This is a genomic window from Kordia sp., from assembly GCF_965224175.1.
Classification (GTDB): Bacteria; Bacteroidota; Bacteroidia; order Flavobacteriales; family Flavobacteriaceae; genus Kordia.
In genome coordinates this window covers 3,141,868-3,159,180 of record NZ_OZ245041.1, presented here as the reverse complement: position 1 = coordinate 3,159,180, position 17,313 = coordinate 3,141,868, and the positions used below count along the sequence as shown (strand labels likewise).

Annotated in this window: 17 protein-coding genes; 11 read left to right on the top strand and 6 right to left on the bottom strand. The window is 32.9% G+C overall.

Annotated elements, in window-relative coordinates; all coding sequences use genetic code 11:
• Positions 1-13: 13 nt before the first annotated feature.
• Positions 14-610: a hypothetical protein gene (locus tag ACOQOS_RS13640; RefSeq protein WP_420571017.1), complete on the top strand. Its 597-nt coding sequence runs from the start codon at positions 14-16 to the stop codon at positions 608-610.
• 339 nt (positions 611-949) lie between these two features.
• Here ACOQOS_RS13640 and ACOQOS_RS13635 read toward each other — a convergent pair whose 3' ends face one another.
• Entirely contained in the window at positions 950-1,624 is a 675-nt protein-coding gene (locus ACOQOS_RS13635; RefSeq protein WP_420575148.1) for an NUDIX hydrolase, read from the bottom strand.
• Between the two features lie 317 nt (positions 1,625-1,941).
• Here ACOQOS_RS13635 and ACOQOS_RS13630 point away from each other — a divergent pair, with 317 nt between their 5' ends.
• The 6 genes from ACOQOS_RS13630 to gwsS all read left to right on the top strand — a co-directional run bounded on the left by ACOQOS_RS13630 (position 1,942) and on the right by gwsS (position 6,812).
• Positions 1,942-3,618, top strand: a complete 1,677-nt coding sequence (locus ACOQOS_RS13630) for a helix-turn-helix domain-containing protein (protein ID WP_420571016.1) — start codon at positions 1,942-1,944, stop codon at positions 3,616-3,618.
• Positions 3,619-3,718: 100 nt separating this feature from the next.
• A complete protein-coding gene (locus ACOQOS_RS13625; protein WP_420571015.1) occupies positions 3,719-3,997 on the top strand; it encodes a hypothetical protein in 279 nt (92 codons plus the stop codon).
• 358 nt (positions 3,998-4,355) lie between these two features.
• The gene (locus ACOQOS_RS13620) at positions 4,356-4,556 is read left to right on the top strand and encodes a hypothetical protein (protein WP_420571014.1); all 201 of its coding nucleotides are present in this window, start codon (positions 4,356-4,358) and stop codon (positions 4,554-4,556) included.
• A gap of 72 nt (positions 4,557-4,628) precedes the next feature.
• Positions 4,629-5,624, top strand: coding sequence for a grasp-with-spasm system ATP-grasp peptide maturase (gene gwsG / locus ACOQOS_RS13615; protein ID WP_420571013.1), 996 nt, complete (start codon positions 4,629-4,631; stop codon positions 5,622-5,624).
• Positions 5,600-5,806: a hypothetical protein gene (locus ACOQOS_RS13610; protein WP_420571012.1), complete on the top strand. Its 207-nt coding sequence runs from the start codon at positions 5,600-5,602 to the stop codon at positions 5,804-5,806. Before gwsG ends, ACOQOS_RS13610 begins: the two co-directional genes overlap by 25 nt.
• Positions 5,799-6,812 carry a grasp-with-spasm system SPASM domain peptide maturase gene (gene gwsS, locus ACOQOS_RS13605; RefSeq protein WP_420571011.1) on the top strand — a complete coding sequence of 338 codons (1,014 nt, stop codon included), beginning with the start codon at positions 5,799-5,801 and terminating at the stop codon, positions 6,810-6,812. Before ACOQOS_RS13610 ends, gwsS begins: the two co-directional genes overlap by 8 nt.
• A gap of 17 nt (positions 6,813-6,829) precedes the next feature.
• On the opposite strand, the gene ACOQOS_RS13600 is transcribed toward gwsS, so the two are convergent.
• The 5 genes from ACOQOS_RS13600 to ACOQOS_RS13580 form a co-directional block, all read right to left on the bottom strand.
• Entirely contained in the window at positions 6,830-7,966 is a 1,137-nt protein-coding gene (locus tag ACOQOS_RS13600; RefSeq protein WP_420571010.1) for an ATP-binding protein, read from the bottom strand.
• Entirely contained in the window at positions 7,963-8,592 is a 630-nt protein-coding gene (locus ACOQOS_RS13595; protein ID WP_420571009.1) for a hypothetical protein, read from the bottom strand. The genes ACOQOS_RS13600 and ACOQOS_RS13595 overlap by 4 nt, the downstream gene beginning before the upstream one ends.
• Positions 8,592-9,344, bottom strand: a complete 753-nt coding sequence (locus ACOQOS_RS13590; protein ID WP_420571008.1) for an SDR family NAD(P)-dependent oxidoreductase — start codon at positions 9,342-9,344, stop codon at positions 8,592-8,594. The genes ACOQOS_RS13595 and ACOQOS_RS13590 overlap by 1 nt, the downstream gene beginning before the upstream one ends.
• Positions 9,345-9,418: 74 nt before the next feature.
• Positions 9,419-10,288 (bottom strand): aldo/keto reductase, encoded by an 870-nt coding sequence (locus tag ACOQOS_RS13585; protein WP_420571007.1) that lies wholly within the window; start codon positions 10,286-10,288, stop codon positions 9,419-9,421.
• Positions 10,289-10,571: 283 nt separating this feature from the next.
• On the bottom strand, positions 10,572-12,404 hold the full coding sequence (locus ACOQOS_RS13580; RefSeq protein WP_420571006.1) for a sodium:solute symporter family protein: 1,833 nt from the start codon (positions 12,402-12,404) through the stop codon (positions 10,572-10,574).
• Positions 12,405-12,641: 237 nt separating this feature from the next.
• Here ACOQOS_RS13580 and ACOQOS_RS13575 point away from each other — a divergent pair, with 237 nt between their 5' ends.
• From ACOQOS_RS13575 to ACOQOS_RS13560, 4 genes are all read left to right on the top strand, one after another.
• Complete coding sequence (locus ACOQOS_RS13575; protein WP_420571005.1) at positions 12,642-13,637, top strand: AAA family ATPase; 996 nt, start codon at positions 12,642-12,644, stop codon at positions 13,635-13,637.
• 108 nt (positions 13,638-13,745) lie between these two features.
• Positions 13,746-14,612 carry a DUF58 domain-containing protein gene (locus ACOQOS_RS13570; protein ID WP_420571004.1) on the top strand — a complete coding sequence of 289 codons (867 nt, stop codon included), beginning with the start codon at positions 13,746-13,748 and terminating at the stop codon, positions 14,610-14,612.
• A gap of 4 nt (positions 14,613-14,616) precedes the next feature.
• Positions 14,617-16,314, top strand: a complete 1,698-nt coding sequence (locus ACOQOS_RS13565; RefSeq protein WP_420571003.1) for a hypothetical protein — start codon at positions 14,617-14,619, stop codon at positions 16,312-16,314.
• Complete coding sequence (locus ACOQOS_RS13560) at positions 16,304-17,311, top strand: vWA domain-containing protein (protein ID WP_420575147.1); 1,008 nt, start codon at positions 16,304-16,306, stop codon at positions 17,309-17,311. The genes ACOQOS_RS13565 and ACOQOS_RS13560 overlap by 11 nt, the downstream gene beginning before the upstream one ends.
• The last annotated feature ends 2 nt before the right edge of the window (positions 17,312-17,313 follow it).

The following is a 17,313-nucleotide window of genomic DNA, read 5'->3' as shown; positions in this document are numbered from 1 at the left end:
CGTTTTACCAGCTTTGTCTGAACGTTGTGTTATTCAATCGGAAGGAAGAGAATTAATATATGAAAAGGGTGAATTGATTTCAGAACAACACAGAACTAAAGTTGATAAGTTAAGCATACTATTTAAGTTTGATACTACAATTTTACGCAGCAAAAAATTACCTAAACATTTATTATTCAACTTATTTAAACGTTATTCTTTTTTGTATCCAGAAAGAGAAATTCATGTGTTTGAAAATGAAAAATCTATTGCTTATTTTTCTTCAAACGGAATGCAAGATTGGTTTGAAACACAGAGCTTTGATGCTCAACTTTTAATGAAACCATTTGAAGTTTTTGTTGAAGATACTCCAGTTGATTTGAAGGCTGAAATAGTTTTTTCTATACATGATGGAAATGAAAGATTCTCTACGATTACTTTACCTAGAGTTGATTTTGTAAGAGATAATGGAACACATGCTAAAGGTTTTTTGAAAGGTTTGAAACTGGTAGTTCGGGAAATTATTGGTGAAGATAATCGTAATTCTATATTTTCAGAATACCGGAATCCGATAGGTGTTTTTAAGTTATCTTATCCTGCAATAATGTTTCATGGTCCAACAAGAAATTAAGTTGGAAGTGAAGAGTTAGTAGAAGTGTTTTCAATACAAACACAAGAACAATTATTAACAAATGCTGATTTTAGAAAAGCAGTTTTAACCTTATTTGGCTTATAAAGACTTTACTCGATAATCAAGATTTAAATGCTCCGATGCTTGTGTCGAAATGTTTTTTAATTGTTTCCGTTAAATGCTTCGTTAGCTTGCTCCGAAGTAGTTGACTTTTTAAAATTTGATAGAACTACTTTTAAATTCAGTAAAAACTAAATAGATTTTCATGCAAGAATTTTAATGTCTGGTATTAAAAGTGGCGAATAGTCTGGAGAATTTCTTCAGACTATTTTTTTAGTATTATTTAATATCAAACAAGAAACCTTCTTTTTGCAATTTGAAGTATTGTTTTTTATTAAATTTGAACAAATTGGCTGGTCGTCCACGTCCTTCAGATACTTTTTCGTCCAATTCTTCTAAGATTTCAAAGCTTAATATTTTTTTACGGAAGTTTCTGCGATCAATTTTTTTCTCCAGAATGGTCATGTAGAGTTTTTCCAAATCGGAAAATAGAAATTTGGTTGAAAGTAAATCAAAACCAATAGGTTCGTACGTCAATTTACTACGCAAACGCGCTTTTGCCTTATCCAGAATAATAGGATGATCAAACGCTAACTCGGGCAATTCATTGATAGGAAACCATGCAACATCTTGCGCATCAGTATCAGCTTTTATTTCGTGATGCGAAGGTTTTACCAACGCAAAATATGCTACAGAAATCACGCGATTTCGCGGATCGCGACCAGGTTTTCCAAAGGAGTATAACTGCTCTAAATAATCAATTGTGACGTTGGTTTCTTCCTTTAATTCACGTTCTACGGCAGTTTCTAAACTTTCATTTTCTAACACCAAACCACCAGGTAAAGCCCATGAACCTTGAAATGGAGGTACTTTTCTTTTAATTAAAAGCACGTTCAATTGATGGTCTTTATACCCAAATACTACGGCGTCAACTGCTACACGAATCTTTTGCATCATAAGGCAAAAATACAAATTAACGTGAATTCGCTATAACTTATTTGTAAAAGCGTTTTTTAACTTTTCAAAAAACTTAGGGAACTCATATTGAGTAGGCTATTACATAGAGTTATTTTAAATGATAAGAATAAAAATATTTTATCGCTCACTTAAAATAAAATATATAGGTTTTAGTTTGTCTTAACACTATCCATAGTTAGAACTATGAATAACTTTTTATTTTTAACCAGAAATGAATAGAGACTTATTCATATGAAATGCTATTCCTAAGTCATAGTAGTAACATCATTCTATGATATTTTAAAAAATCGCCTATGAAACAGACAATACTGTTATTATTCTACGTTTTTTTGAGTCACTCAAGTGCACAGACTAAGGTGTCAAGTGATGAATCATTTGATGAGTTATTACAATCGTATTCTAAATTTATATATAAAGATGCTTCCAAAGCATTAACGTACGCACTTAAAGCAAGAGGAATAGCTGTAGTAAATGCAAATAATGAGCAATTAGCACAAGTGTTTTACTGTATTTCTAAATGTCATTATAAACTAGGTGAAAACAAGATTGCTTTACAAAATATTAAGTCAGCGATATCCAAAGCTGTACTTTTCAAAGATGCTAAACTGCTGTATAATTGCTTTTGTTTAAAGGGAGATATTTTTTCAGAATTAGGAGAAGATTCTAAAGCACTTATTGCTTATCTAAAAGCGAAAGAGTACGCTAAAGATATTGGAGATGTTCTTTATGAAGTAAATACTCTATCTAGCATTGCTTACATAAAAAAAATACATAAAGACTTTGAAGAAGCAATTAACAACTACAAAAGCATATTAAAACTATTAAATACAGTAGAAGACAATAGAGGGGTAGATTATTATAAGATTATTGCATTTATGAATATCGCTGATATATACCTTTGGATAGAAAATACTGATGAAGCTGTATTATATAACGATGCAGGACTAAAGAAATGTCCAAAAACAAAAAAATGGGCATATTATCCTTTATTAATGAATAAAGCTATTATCCATTATCAAAGAGAGCAATATACTCAATGTATTGTATTAGCCAAACAAATTAAAGACACTGCCATAAAAGATCAAGAGGAAAAACTATATATAACTTCTTTATTTTACCTTGGAAAAAGTGCATACAAACTAAAAAAATACCAAGAGTCTATACATTATTTAGAAACGGCATTGACTGTTACAAGCAGTTCTGGAAATGTAAATATTAATGAAAAAGAATCACACGAATTTTTAGCACTCGGATATAACAAACTTGGAAATTCTGAGAAAACATCGTTTCATTTTGAAAAATATACAGTATTAGAAAAAAAACAAAACTTAGAAGATTTAAGAATCAATAATGAAACTCATGAGTTAGTAGATGTTGTTCCTTTAAAAACAGAAATAAACCAATTGGGAAAGAAGCTAACTAAACAAACAAAAAGTGAAAAGAAGTTAGTGATTCTATTCGTATGCTTGCTTGGTCTATTTATAGGTATTGCGATGTATTATAAAGTAGAAGGGAGATTGATAAGGAAGAAGTTTGAAGAACTCTTGAAAAAAGTCTCTCAATTAGAACAGCATAAACCTGTAGCAGTAGTTCACAAAAAAAATAAAGCACCTGATCAAAAGGAAAGAATGCTTTTAGATAAAATTGCGGACTTTGAAAAAGAAGAATATTATCTATCTACAGCGTGTAATTTAGCTTTTATGGCTCAAAAATTAGAAACCAATACTTCTTACTTATCTAAAGTAATCAATACGCATAAAGGAAAATCGTTCTCAAATTATATTACAGAGTTACGAATCAATACAGCTTTAGTTCGATTAAAAAATGATAAAAAACTACATTCTTACACAATTCAAGGTATCGCAGAAGAATTTGGATTCAAACGACAGGAAACATTTGCAAGAGCTTTTAAAACACATACAGGCATAAATCCTTCACAATATTTAAAAAATCTTTCCAAAACCAGTTAATTTATTGATAAATCATAAATTGTCAATGCTATCATTTTGGTTTTTGCTAAATATAATCTTGCTTCACAAAAAGTTTAATACCTAAACAGAAAAAACTATTATGAAAAAAAAGAAATTAAAAAAACTGTCTATCCGTAAACATCGTATTTCAAACTTAGCTTTACTTCATAAAATGCTAGGAGGCGCATTAAATCCTAATGCAAATACAGAACCTAGTGGCGGCGTGTCAAATACCCTTGAAGATCCATCAAAGGAATCAGACTGCGCTTCGTGGTGTTTCATTACCTGTAATACAAATGGAGCCACAACAAGAGCTCAGCCTCCATCAGAAAATGAAGAATGTCGTAACTTTGAAACCAATAATATACGTATTCCTTAGTAGCTTTTACGATACATAATATACATGGAAGGTGTTGATATATCATAAATAATCAACACCTTTTTTTTATGCTTAAAAGAAAAATGACTTACTTTACATCATTGATTTTGAGTTCAAAAATGACGAGCAATATGTACTACTGTTGTTAAAATCATGAACTCATTTACTACTGCGTATGTCATATAAATTTTAAATGCATACGAATCTAAAACAGCATTGAAAGCGTGCGACAACACAATCTCAATACAAGTCGAATGGTCGAATTTGTCGGTTCGTTACATCGCAACTTTATAAAATGTATGTACCTAAGGACATTTTATAAAGACGTTTAATCTTAGGAGATATATTCAATAGAATTATGAGCAATTTAAAAGTAGCTTTTGGAAAATTTTCATTAAAAGAAGAGCAAAAATCAGCAATTAACGGAGGAGCAGATGGTCACTGGTGTAGAAGAACTAAGTACACTTCAAATCCTAATGCTTGGATGATTAGAGACGTATACTTGCATAAAGATTCTGGTATAGCAGAACCAGATCAACCACTTGGAGACAGAGGTTAAATCACCGAACTATAGTGTTAAAAAATTCCTTATGATCATGTTGGTCATAAGGAATTAAAAAATTAAAAAAATATGATTTTAATCTTGTGTGAAAGTAAAGACCTAAGTGTTTCTGAAGTAATAGATTGGATTTCTTTTTTAGGGTATAATTACAAACGAGTGAATACAGATCATTTGATTGATGGCAATTATACTTTGAAGTTAACTAATGATCAAGTTTCGTATCAAAGCAATAGCATCACAGACGATGTAAGCATGATATGGTATCGAGGCGGATCAGAAGTTTCATCATACAAATATCCTGTTTTAGAAAAAATAAATGCAGCAAAAAGTAGGGTGATTTATAATAGTATGAAGATGGAGAAGAAAATGCTTAAAAAGAGTTTGTATGATAATGTATTGGAAAAAGAATGGTTGAGTAATCCTTTGCAAATTGATAAATCGAATAAAATATCAACCTTACGTTTGGCAAAAGAGTGCGGAGTAGATATACCGAGTTCATTAATCACGAATTCTAAGCAGGAGTTATTAGATTTTTTAAATGAACACAAAGAACTTATTGTGAAACCAATCTATGAAGCTTACGATTTTAACTTGCATAAGGAGGAAATATATATGGAATATACAAGTTCAATATCCTTGCCTTTTATTCAAAAATTAGAGGCAACTTTTTTTCCTTCATTATTTCAAGAGCGACTTCAAAAGGAATTTGAGATAAGGTCTTTTTATTTAGATGGAGATTTTTACAGCATGGCTATTTTTTCTCAAAATGATAGTCAAACAGAAGTTGATTTCAGACGATATAATAATGAAAAACCAAATAGATCTGTCCCTTTTAAGCTGCCAGAAAATATAGAAAAAAAGATCAACAAGCTCATGCGTACAATGGAATTAAAAACAGGTTCCATTGATATTGTCAAAACCAAGGATGGCCGTTACGTTTTTTTAGAAGTAAACCCAATAGGGCAATTTGGAATGGTTTCGGGAATCTGCAATTATAATTTAGAAAAAATCATAGCTACTTATCTGATTAAAAATGAAAAATGGAAGAAACAAGTAAAGAGTTAAAAAGTATTCTTGGTGAGGAAGCGCTAAAAAACTTACCAATAACTACACAGTTAATGAAAAAAATGAAAATGAATGAAGATCCAAATTCCATAATGGCCTTTTTTAAAAGTGATTTTCATGGTTCGGACATGCATCGCGATGCCGGACAGTATAAACCAATTTCAACAATTCACAATGAATAATACACATTCACAATATTTCTTACTATACGCTAGTTGTATTCCCGTAAAAGGCATCTCAAGGAGTTCTATTTACGACATACAAAGAAACTGTTTAAGACTCATTCCTAACTTGATATATGATGTAATTAAAGATGCAGAAAATAGAACAGCTGGAGAGCTAAAGAAAAAATATTATAACGAGTATGATAAAGAAATAGATATCTTTTTTCAGGAGTTAATAGAAGATGAACTAGGTTTTTTTACCGATACACCAAAACTATTTCCAAAGCTGAGTTTAGCATGGGAATCATCTTCTCAAATTTCAAACGCTATTATAGAGATTAAAGAGAAATCTGAACTCGATTATAATTCCATTTTTTCTCAACTAGATGACTTAGGTTGTACTTCTATAGAACTCAGGTTTACAGGCAGTCCTACGATTGATTTTATTGAACATATTTTAACAGCATGCAATCATAGTAGAATCGTATCAATTTCTATGATTCTTCCTTATGCTGATCAATTTCAAATAGACAATATTTCTTATTTGTCAAGTAAGAATCTGAGAGTGAACAAAATAATTATTCATTCTGCAAAAGAAAATAAGAAGATCTCCAATAATTATATGGTCGCTAAAATTTATTACACCACTAGTCAGCTTAATAATTCTAGTTGCGGTCAAATTTGCAAGGAAAATCTAATTATCAATAGTGACCTGTTTAGAGAATCTCAAAAATATAACTCGTGTCTCAATAAAAAAGTAACCATCACAGAAAATGGAGACATTAAAAACTGTCCTTCTTTTAAAAAGAAATTCAGCAACATAAAGGTCAAAAAACTTAAAGAAGCAATAACTGATGCTAAATTTCAAGAACTATGGCATATTAGAAAAGATAATATCAATATCTGTAAAAGTTGCGAATTTAGATATAGTTGTATGGATTGTAGAGCATATACCCAAGATCCTAAAAATAAATACTCAAAACCTCTCAAATGCTCTTACGATCCCAAAACAATGTCGTGGTAAAAAGCTCTTTATTGAAACTAACTGTATTTAATCTTTCTCAAAATTCGAATCGTTGCTTTGTACAATTCGTAAATATCACGATCGTACTTTTTTAACAATGGTTTTGCTTGGTTTAATTTGTCTTTTGCTTCCAAAAAACTGTTTAAATAGCAAATCATATAGGTTGCAGGAAGATTGCGTAAATCGTGATCTTCGTTTTCTGTAATCGGAATGCTTTTCTGCAATTTTTCTAAAATGATATTGTTGGTATTATAAATATGATGCAGTGTTTTTTTGTCGAATTGCGGTGCTTCAAAAATTAAATTACTATCCAAACCGTACATTCCGTTTGGCTTGAAGGTGATCGTTACTTTCTCAAGCGGATAATATTTGTATTTATTTTGAAGTCCAAGCGGCACATATTCAATAATAGTAAATGCATCTTCGTTGTAGGTGATTTCAACCTGATCTAAAGCAGAATAAAACAATTTTACTTGCTCGTTAATCAATTCAATATCAACGCGCGAATAGAAGATTTTATCTTGCTGTTTTTGCTTAATTCCTGCCCAACAAACGACAAACTGTTCTTTGAATACTTGGTAGTGTGATTCTAAGTTTTTGTGTTCATTGGTGATAAAATTAATGACACTATCTAGCGTTAATTTGATATTATTCTGAGCGCTTTTTTCAATGGTTTTTACGATTTCAGAATTGACATCTTTAATTTCAATATCAAACACTTTTGGCATCGAAATACTACCATCACGAAGAAAAACAGAGCCACCATAATACTTCCAAATGTTCTTACGTAATGAAGTAATTTGATCGTTTGGACGAATCGTTACCAAACCTATTACTTTTCCTTTGGGCAAATGCGAAAAGTGGATATTTTCATACTGTACAATAGGCGGATTGGTTAAATATGCATTGATTAAATTCTGAATTTTACTATCATCAAAAAAGTCAACACCTACAATCTTGTTGTCTTCGTCTTCTACGCCGATAACGATATATGAATTATTTTTTGGATTGCTATTAGAAAGTGCGCAGATGTGTTTCAAAAACTTTGCCTTTCCTTCTTTCTCGCCAATATTTAATTTTCGCTTTTTGTCATAAAAACTATTCTCGTCGTTATGAGCGAGTAAATTTTTAATCAAAAGGCGTTTATTAATCATAATAAGCTAAGTTCTTTTTGAATATTTTCTCTAGCAATGGCTTCCCACAAATCGTGATATTTTTTGGTGTAATAAATACGTGGACGTTCTAGAAAATGCTGCAATACTTTCTTTCTTCCTTTTTTGTACATAAAGTTGGGATAGATTATATATTCTTTTCGAATTTTTTTAGTGTATGCATAGTAGTTTTCCCAAGTTGTACCCAAAATTGCCAAATCAAAGTCCAAAAGATAGGCATTATCTTGATTTTGAGTATTTAGGATTTCATGTTTTTTTGTAGAAACAATCAAATTAAAGCAATTTTCTATCTTTTTTGGATCAATTTGTAGTTTTTCGAGTCGTTTTTGGGCAAATTCGGCGCTTTTTAATTCATTATTACTTTTAGTAGCATTGTAGATTATGTCATGATACCAAATAGCAAATAGTAATAGATCATAATCATTCAAATCAGCTTTATTCTTTGAAGCTAATTTCAACATATAATTAATGTGATCTAAATTGTGATAATGACGCTGATTTGAAGTGTATTTTTTGCTAATTTCTTCCCAAAGTTCTATCAATAATAATTCATCATCGGTATATTTCAATGTTAAATTTCGCCAAGAAGTATAGGGTTTATTATACATTATGATTTCTTTACAATCGTACTAGAAGCTTGCGCGGTACACATCACCATCAAGTCAGCAATATTTACATGTGCAGGACGTGAAACAATAAAATAAGCGATCTCAGCAACATCTTGAGGTTTCAAAGGTTGATAACCTTGGTATACTTTTTCGGCGCGTTCTTCATCACCTTTAAAACGTACATCGCTAAATTCGGTTGCTACCAACCCTGGATTAATCGCTCCTACGCGAATTCCATGTGCATTCAAGTCAATTCGCATTCCTTGGTTTAGTGCGTCAACAGCATGTTTACTAGCACAATACACATTTCCGTTCGGATATACTTCTTTTCCAGCAGTAGAACCAATATTTAAAATATGACCATTTTTTCGTTCCACCATTTGCGGAATAATAGCTTTGCTCACATACAACAAACCTTTTACATTGATATCTAACATAGCGTCCCAATCGTCCAAACTTCCACTTTGAATCGGATCTAAACCATGTGCATTTCCTGCATTATTGATTAAAATATCTATCGTTTGAAAATTTTCAGGTAGGGAAGCAACTGCGTTTGCTACTTTTTCCTTATCGCGCACATCAAAATTTAAAGTGTGAACTTCTGTGTATGCATTTAGCTCATTTTGGAGTTCGTCCAGACGTTCTTGTCTACGTCCGCAAAGAATCAGTCGTAAATTATGTTTTGCAAATTCACGTGCAATTTCACGTCCTATTCCACTGGTGGCACCTGTAATAAAAGCTGTTTTTTTCATATTCATTTCCCGTGCAATCGGGAATCTTTTTAATTAAACTCAATACTAATATCTAAAACCTCACTACTACGAAGTTACGGAACTTTGTGTCCCTGACTTTCCACTAATAGTGTAAACCAATCTTCCAAAGACAAATCAATTTCAGTAGCTTTTGCTGCGTTGGTAATGCGTTCTGGCGTTGTAGTTCCAATCACAGGATGTACGTTTGAAGGATGTTTTAAAATCCACGCTAGTACCAATTGATCTTTGGTAGCATGATACTTCTCCGAAAGTTCATCTAGTACTTTGTGAATTCTTGTATTTTGCTCAGTTTCTTCTCTAAAAATACTTCCTAACGGTTGCCACGCCATTGGTAAAATAGAATTTGTGATCATAAAATCGAGTGTTCCATTGTGCATCGCGTCAAAATCAGTCAATGAAAACTGAATTTGATTTGCTGAAATATCACTTTTAGTACCAACCATTGTCATTTGTGATGGTGTGAAATTAGAAACTCCAAAATTTTTGATTTTTCCTTGTGTTTTCAGTTGATCGATCGCTTTGGCAATCTCGTCAGGATGCATCAATGGACTTGGTCTGTGTAATAACAACAAGTCTAAATATTCGGTTTGTAAATGCTTCAAAGAAGTTTCCGCTGACCAAATAATATAGTCTGATGAATAATCGTAATGTTTTATCTTATTTGGACGATTCTCTGTTTGATACTGAATACCGCATTTGGAAATAATTTCAATGCTTTCACGATTTATTCCGCTTTGTGCGAATGCTTTTCCAAAATCGGCTTCGGTAGTATAATCACCATAAATATCTGCGTGATCGAAGGTGGTAATTCCAGCATCTTTACAATGATGCATCATCTCAATCATTTGAGGAGTTGAGAGTTGTTTTCCCCAAATTCCCCAGGTCATGGTTCCTGCAATAATTCTTGAATAATTTGTATTCACAGTATAAATAAGTTTTCCTGTAAAAGTACAAATTTTGATAATTCCGAACCGTCAGTTCGAGTAGTTTTTCGAAATGTAATGAAGAAAAATTGTATCGAGAACTAGTTTGAAATCCAAAGTACTTCTCGATATAAAATCTTTGCAAGATTTCACTCGAAGTGACGTTTTGAAAATAGAAGCTATCGCAAGTTTCTAACTCTCGATAACTTCTAAGCCAGTCCAAAAGCATGAGCGGTCTGAAGCGAAGCGTGTCTAAGAGATTCCCGTCTTCGCGGGAACAAGTCTAAAAAACTGACGCTCTAATTTTCTTCCAAAGTCTTGTTAAAATAAATCCAGAAGAAAGTGCAACAATAGTTAGTGTCAGTGCAAGCGTAGTTTCTCCATAAATCCAATATCCCGTTGCAAACATAATGCTGTAAATAAAAATCATGGCAATTAACATGGCTAAAATTCCAGAAGGAACATTCCAAGGTTTTGTGTCTGTTATAATCTCAACATTAGCTGCTTCTGCATCAGCAATCGTTTTTTTCCAGCCAGGTCCGCCAGGTTGTATCTTTTTATAAAAGTTAAATAGAGTTTGTTTAGTTTCAGGTTGTGTTAAGAAAGTAACCGTTAGCCAAACAATAGTTGTAATCAAAACTACAAATGGAAATTGTGCATAGCTTGGCATCAATCCTTCTATGGTGTTTCCATCTAAATCCTTGTATGTGAATAAAATTTGCCCAACAACAGTCAATTTAAATAATATAGAAATAACACCAGAAACAATCATGGCAGAAATTTCACTCCATGCATTAATTCGCCACCAAAACCATCTTAAGATAAAAATTAGTCCTGTTCCAGCTCCAAACATGATAATAATATCAAAAAGCTGACTTGCATTTTGTAATTTCAACGCAAGAAATGCACTTAAAGCCATTAATACAATAGTTGAAATTCGTCCAACATTAACCAATTCTTTTTCGGAAGCCTCTTTATTCACATTTTGTTTATAAAAATCATTCACGACATAAGACGATCCCCAATTTAAGTGTGTTGAAATTGTAGACATATACGCAGCTACTAAGGAAGCTAAGACCAAACCTAATAATCCACTTGGTAATTTTGTCAACATGGCAGAATACGCAACATCATGCCCTAATTTATCATCCGTAATTGTTGGAAAAGCTTCTCGAATACTTTCTAAATCTGGAAATACAACTAAAGAAGCCAGCGCAACTAAAATCCATGGCCACGGACGCAAGGCATAATGCATAATATTGAAGAAAAATGTTGCGCCAATCGCGTGATTTTCATCTTTTGCAGCTAACATACGTTGTGCAATATAACCGCCTCCGCCAGGTTCTGCACCAGGAAACCAAGAACTCCACCATTGTACAGCCAACGGAATAACAATAAGCGTAATGAGGATTTCTTTATTATTAAAATCAGGGAAAATATTGAGTTTACTGGCTACGTTTTCATGTGTTATTAAGTTTTCTAATCCGCCAACTTCTGGAAGATTTACACAATAATATGCAGCTCCAATTGCTCCTGCCATGGCAACAAAAAACAATAAAAAATCGGTATACACAACACCTTTAAATCCACCAATGGCACTAAAAACTACAGTAATTACTCCAGCATACACAACCGTTTCCCAAGGTTGTAAACCTAGCATTACAGATCCGATTTTTATGGCAGCAAGCGTTACTCCAGCCATCGCAAATATGTTAAAAATAACACCTAAATATAAAGCACGGAAACCTCTAAGAAATTTTGCAGGTTTTCCGCCATAGCGCAATTCATAAAATTCAATATCAGTAGCTACATTCGATTTTCGCCACAATTTTGCATACACAAAAACCGTTAACAAACCTGTAATTAGAAAAGCCCACCACATCCAGTTGGAAGAAACACCATCTTTTCGAACAATATCTGTGACAAAATTTGGTGTATCGGTTGAAAATGTGGTTGCTACCATAGAAACACCCAAAATCCACCAAGGCATATTTCGTCCCGATAAAAAATATTCGGTACTATTTTTTCCAGAAGTTTTAGAAACATAAATTCCAATTCCTAAAACAATAGCAAAAAATCCAAAAATAAGGCTATAATCTAATCCTGATAATTCCATAAATTTCAATTCAAAAAAAAGCAATACAATCCGCAAGCGAAGTAACTGTAAGGCTTTGAGTTATCAACAAAAAAAGGAGATCACTGACGATTCCTTGTACTTTTGAGTTTTAAAGGCTTCAATATATAAATATCCTAAATATTTTAACCAATTATTAACAGCAATAAACGAATAATTTTGACAATTTGCATTGTTAAAATGTGATTAGTAAATTCACGCCTCAAAAAAAGTACCTAAATGGAAGAGACAATAGATATTAGAGCTATTAACGAAAAAATTGAAAAAGAAAGTGCCTTTATCGATTTATTAACGATGGAAATCAATAAAGTAATCGTTGGACAAAAGCACATGGTAGAGCGTTTATTAATAGGCTTACTTGGAAAAGGACATATTCTGTTGGAAGGTGTTCCTGGACTAGCAAAAACTTTAGCCATTAACACGTTAAGTAAAGCTGTACAAGGAAGTTTTAGTAGAATTCAGTTTACTCCTGATTTGCTTCCAGCAGATGTTGTAGGAACTTTAATCTACAACATGAAAGAGAATGATTTTTCAATTAAAAAAGGACCAATTTTTGCAAATTTTGTGTTGGCAGATGAAATCAACCGTGCGCCAGCTAAAGTACAATCGGCATTACTAGAAGCCATGCAGGAAAAGCAAGTGACCATTGGTGATGAAACGTTTATACTAGATAAACCTTTCTTAGTAATGGCAACACAAAACCCTGTAGAACAAGAAGGAACATATCCATTACCAGAAGCACAAGTAGACCGTTTTATGTTGAAAGTTGTGATTGATTATCCTAAAATGGATGAAGAACAACTCATCATGCGTGCAAACCTTAAAGGAACTTTTGAAAAAGTAAATCCAGTGGTTTCTGTAGACCAAATTTTAAAAGCACAAGAAGCTGTGAAAGAAGTCTACATGGATGAAAAAATTGAAAAATACATCTTGGATATCATTTTTGCTACTCGTTATCCTGAAAAATATAAACTAGAAAACTTAAAACCATTAATCAGTTTTGGAGCGTCACCTCGTGGAAGTATCAACTTAGCAAATGCTGCTAAATGTTTTGCTTTTATAAAACGTAGAGGTTACGTGATCCCAGAAGATGTGCGTGCTGTAGTACACGATGTATTACGTCACAGAATCGGAATTACCTATGAAGCAGAAGCTGAAAATATTACTTCCGAAGAAATCATCAACAAGATTGTAAACGAAATTGAAGTGCCATAAATAGTAGTGAGTTATGTGTGTTGAGTATTGAGTTCATTTCTCAAGAAAGTACTGTTTATGATAACAAACTAACTGTAAGCTGAATACCGTTCACTGAATACTGAAACAATGGATACGAAAGAGTTACTTAAAAAAGTACGAAAAATAGAGATTAAAACACGCCGATTGAGCGATCATATCTTTGGAGGAGAATATCATTCTACCTTTAAAGGAAGAGGAATGACGTTTAGTGAAGTGCGTCAGTATCAGTTTGGCGATGATGTTCGAAATATTGATTGGAATGTAACAGCACGTTACAACGAACCATACATTAAAGTTTTTGAAGAAGAACGCGAATTAACCATGATGTTGATGGTAGATGTTTCTGGATCAGAACTTTTTGGAACAAATACTCAATTTAAAAACGAAACGATCACAGAAATTTCTGCAACGCTAGCATTTTCTGCAATGCAAAACAATGACAAAGTCGGGTTGATTCTATTTTCAGATGAAATTGAATTGTTCATTCCTCCTAAAAAAGGGAAATCACACGTATTGCGTATTATTCGTGAATTGTTAGAATTCAAACCAAAAAGTACCAAAACAGACATATCGCAGGCGCTAAAATTCTTATCAAGCGTAATGAAGAAAAAAGCGATTGTATTCATGTTGTCTGATTTTATTGCTGATGATTATGAACAAACGTTGAAAATTTCTGCAAAAAAACACGACTTAACAGGAATTAGAATCTATGACAAGCGTGAAGAAGAAATTCCAAACTTAGGAATTGTGCAAATGCTCGATGGAGAAACTGGTGAAACAATGTTGGTCAATACTGGTTCAAAAACAGTACGTAGAAACTACGCGAAATTTTACCAAGAAAAAGTAAACTACTTCAAAGAATTATTCTCTAGAAGTGGCGCAGGTGTTTTAAGTACACGTGTTGACGAGAGTTACGTAAAAAAATTATTAGGCTATTTTAAAAGAAGAGGCTAAACGAATGATGAATAACGAAATAAGAATCATACATAAAAAAAGACAACGATCTGAAACAAAAAGATCATTCTTAGGAATGAGTGGTTTTTGGATGGCTTTCTTTTTTCTATTTGCGAGCTATTCATTTGCCCAAAAAGTGACAGCAGTTGTAGATTCTACAAACATAAAAATTGGAGAAGAAATAAAACTATCCATCTCTGTAGAAGCAGATTCTATGGCAAGTGTATTCTTCCCTGAAGGCGATAAACTTTTTTTGCCTTTAGAGCTGTTGGAGTCGTACAAAACAGATACTGTTAAAAAAGACGCACAATATCAGTTAACCAAAAAATACGGATTAACGCAGTTTGATTCGGGAACATACTTTATTCCGAAACAAAAAATACTTATCAATGAAAAGCCATTCTTTACAGATTCTATTCGTGTCGCTGTGGCGGATGTTGTTGTAGATACATTAAAGCAGAAAATGTTTGAAATAAAATCGATCGTTTCTGTAGAAAAAGGAAGTAGCAATTGGTGGAAATATGTGCTAATTGTATTAGGTTTATTAGTATTGTTTGGCTTGTACTTTTACTATTTTGTATTTCAGCTAAAAGCGAAAAAGAAGAAAAAGAAAAAAGCCGAAATTCCTCCGTACGATCGTGCGTTGTTGCAATTGAACGAACTTGATAATTCTACTCTTTTACTCAAATCAGAATACAAAGATTACTATTCTGAATTAACAAACATTGTTCGTCAATACATTGAAGAAGAAGTGCGAATCGATGCTTTAGAAAGCACCACAGCAGAACTCATTCGCAAAATAGAAGCACAAAAAGATGCTGGATATTTAGATTTAAAAGATGATACCATCAAAAATCTAAAAAACGTATTACAAACAGCCGATTTGGTAAAGTTTGCCAAATCAAAACCTGATGATACCATCATAAAAGCCGATCGTAACTTAGTAGAACACATTGTAGTTGCTACCAAAGAAGCGATTCCAGAAATTACAGAAGAAGAACGTAAAAAAGACGAAGAATATAAACTCCGACAAATAGAAGAACAACGCAAAAAACGTCGTTTCAGAAATACTGTCATAGGAGTTGCTGCAATGATTGTTGTTTTTGGAAGCCTTATCGGATACGCAACATTATCATATGTAAAAGAGCATACCTACATTGGGCATTCTATGAGTGATTTAATCGATGGAGAATGGGTAACAAGTACCTATGGTGCATCAGACTTTACTATTGATACGCCACAAGTACTCAAACGAATGACACCGATAAAAAGTAAAGACAGTGTTCCGTTGCCTGTTGAAACAGAGATATTCGCATATCAAAGCCATTTAGCTCCATTTTCGGTAGCTTTAGAAGTAGTTACCTTCAAGCAAAAACCGGAAATTACTCTAGACGATATAGGTGAGCAAATTGTTAAAAGCTTTGAAGAAAGAGGCGCAACGGAAATGATTGTCAAATACGACGAATATGAATCGCCAACAGGAATAGAAGGACTAAAAATTCATGGGTCAGGAACATTTGTAGATGAAGAAAGTCCATTTGGAGGCACACAACGTCGTGCATACGAAGCATACATATTTGAAGAAGGTCGTGGTATACAAATACTAAAACTCATGCATGCAGAAGATGACGAAAACGGAGAAAAAATAGTTGATAGAATCTTAAATTCCATAGCGCAAATAGAAACGAATGATAATAGATAATTACAGTTTTGCTCATCCACAATTTTTCTGGCTGCTATTGTTCATTCCATTAGCAATTGCTTGGTATATTTGGAAAAAACCAAAGCAATTAGCAGCGGTAAAAATGTCAAGCTTGCAAGGTTTTAAAGCAACGCAGAGTATCTTGCCAAGGCTAAAGCCAATACTATTTGTATTACGAATGTTGGCAGTTATAGCTCTAATTACGGCATTGGCACGTCCGCAAACCAAAGAAGTTTCTACACGTATCAAAACCAATAAAGGAATTGATATTGTGATGGCAATCGATGTTTCAGCGAGTATGTTGTCTAAAGATTTACGACCAAATAGACTTACAGCGCTTAAAAAAGTTGCTGCCGAGTTTATAGATGGACGACCAAGCGATCGTATAGGATTGGTAGTATATGCAGGAGAAAGCTTTACCAAAACACCAATAACAACCGATAAAAACATCATACAGAATGCTTTAAAAAGTATCAAATTTAAACATGGTGAACTAATTGGCGGAACTGCTATTGGAATGGGATTAGCTACAGCTGTGAATCGATTAAAAGACAGCAAAGCCAAAAGTAAAGTTATTATACTACTGACAGATGGAGTCAACAATGCAGGATTTATTGAGCCGCAAATTGCTTCCGAATTGGCAGTAGAATACGGAATAAAAGTGTATACAATTGGTATTGGAACTAACGGAATGGCTTCTACACCAATGGCTATAAATCCTGATGGTACTTTTTTATACAGGAATATGCAAGTGGAAATTGACGAAAAACTGTTAAAGGAGATTGCAAAAACCACTGAGGGAAAATATTTTAGAGCAACCAATAGTAAAAAACTTGCTGAAATCTATGAAGAAATCAACAAGTTGGAAAAAACAGAAATCGAAGAATTTCGCTATACAAACTATGAAGAGAAATTCAGAATATTTGTATTTTTTGCGGGAATATTATTGCTGATAGAAATGCTATTGCGCAAAACACTATTTAGAAGTTTTATCTAAAT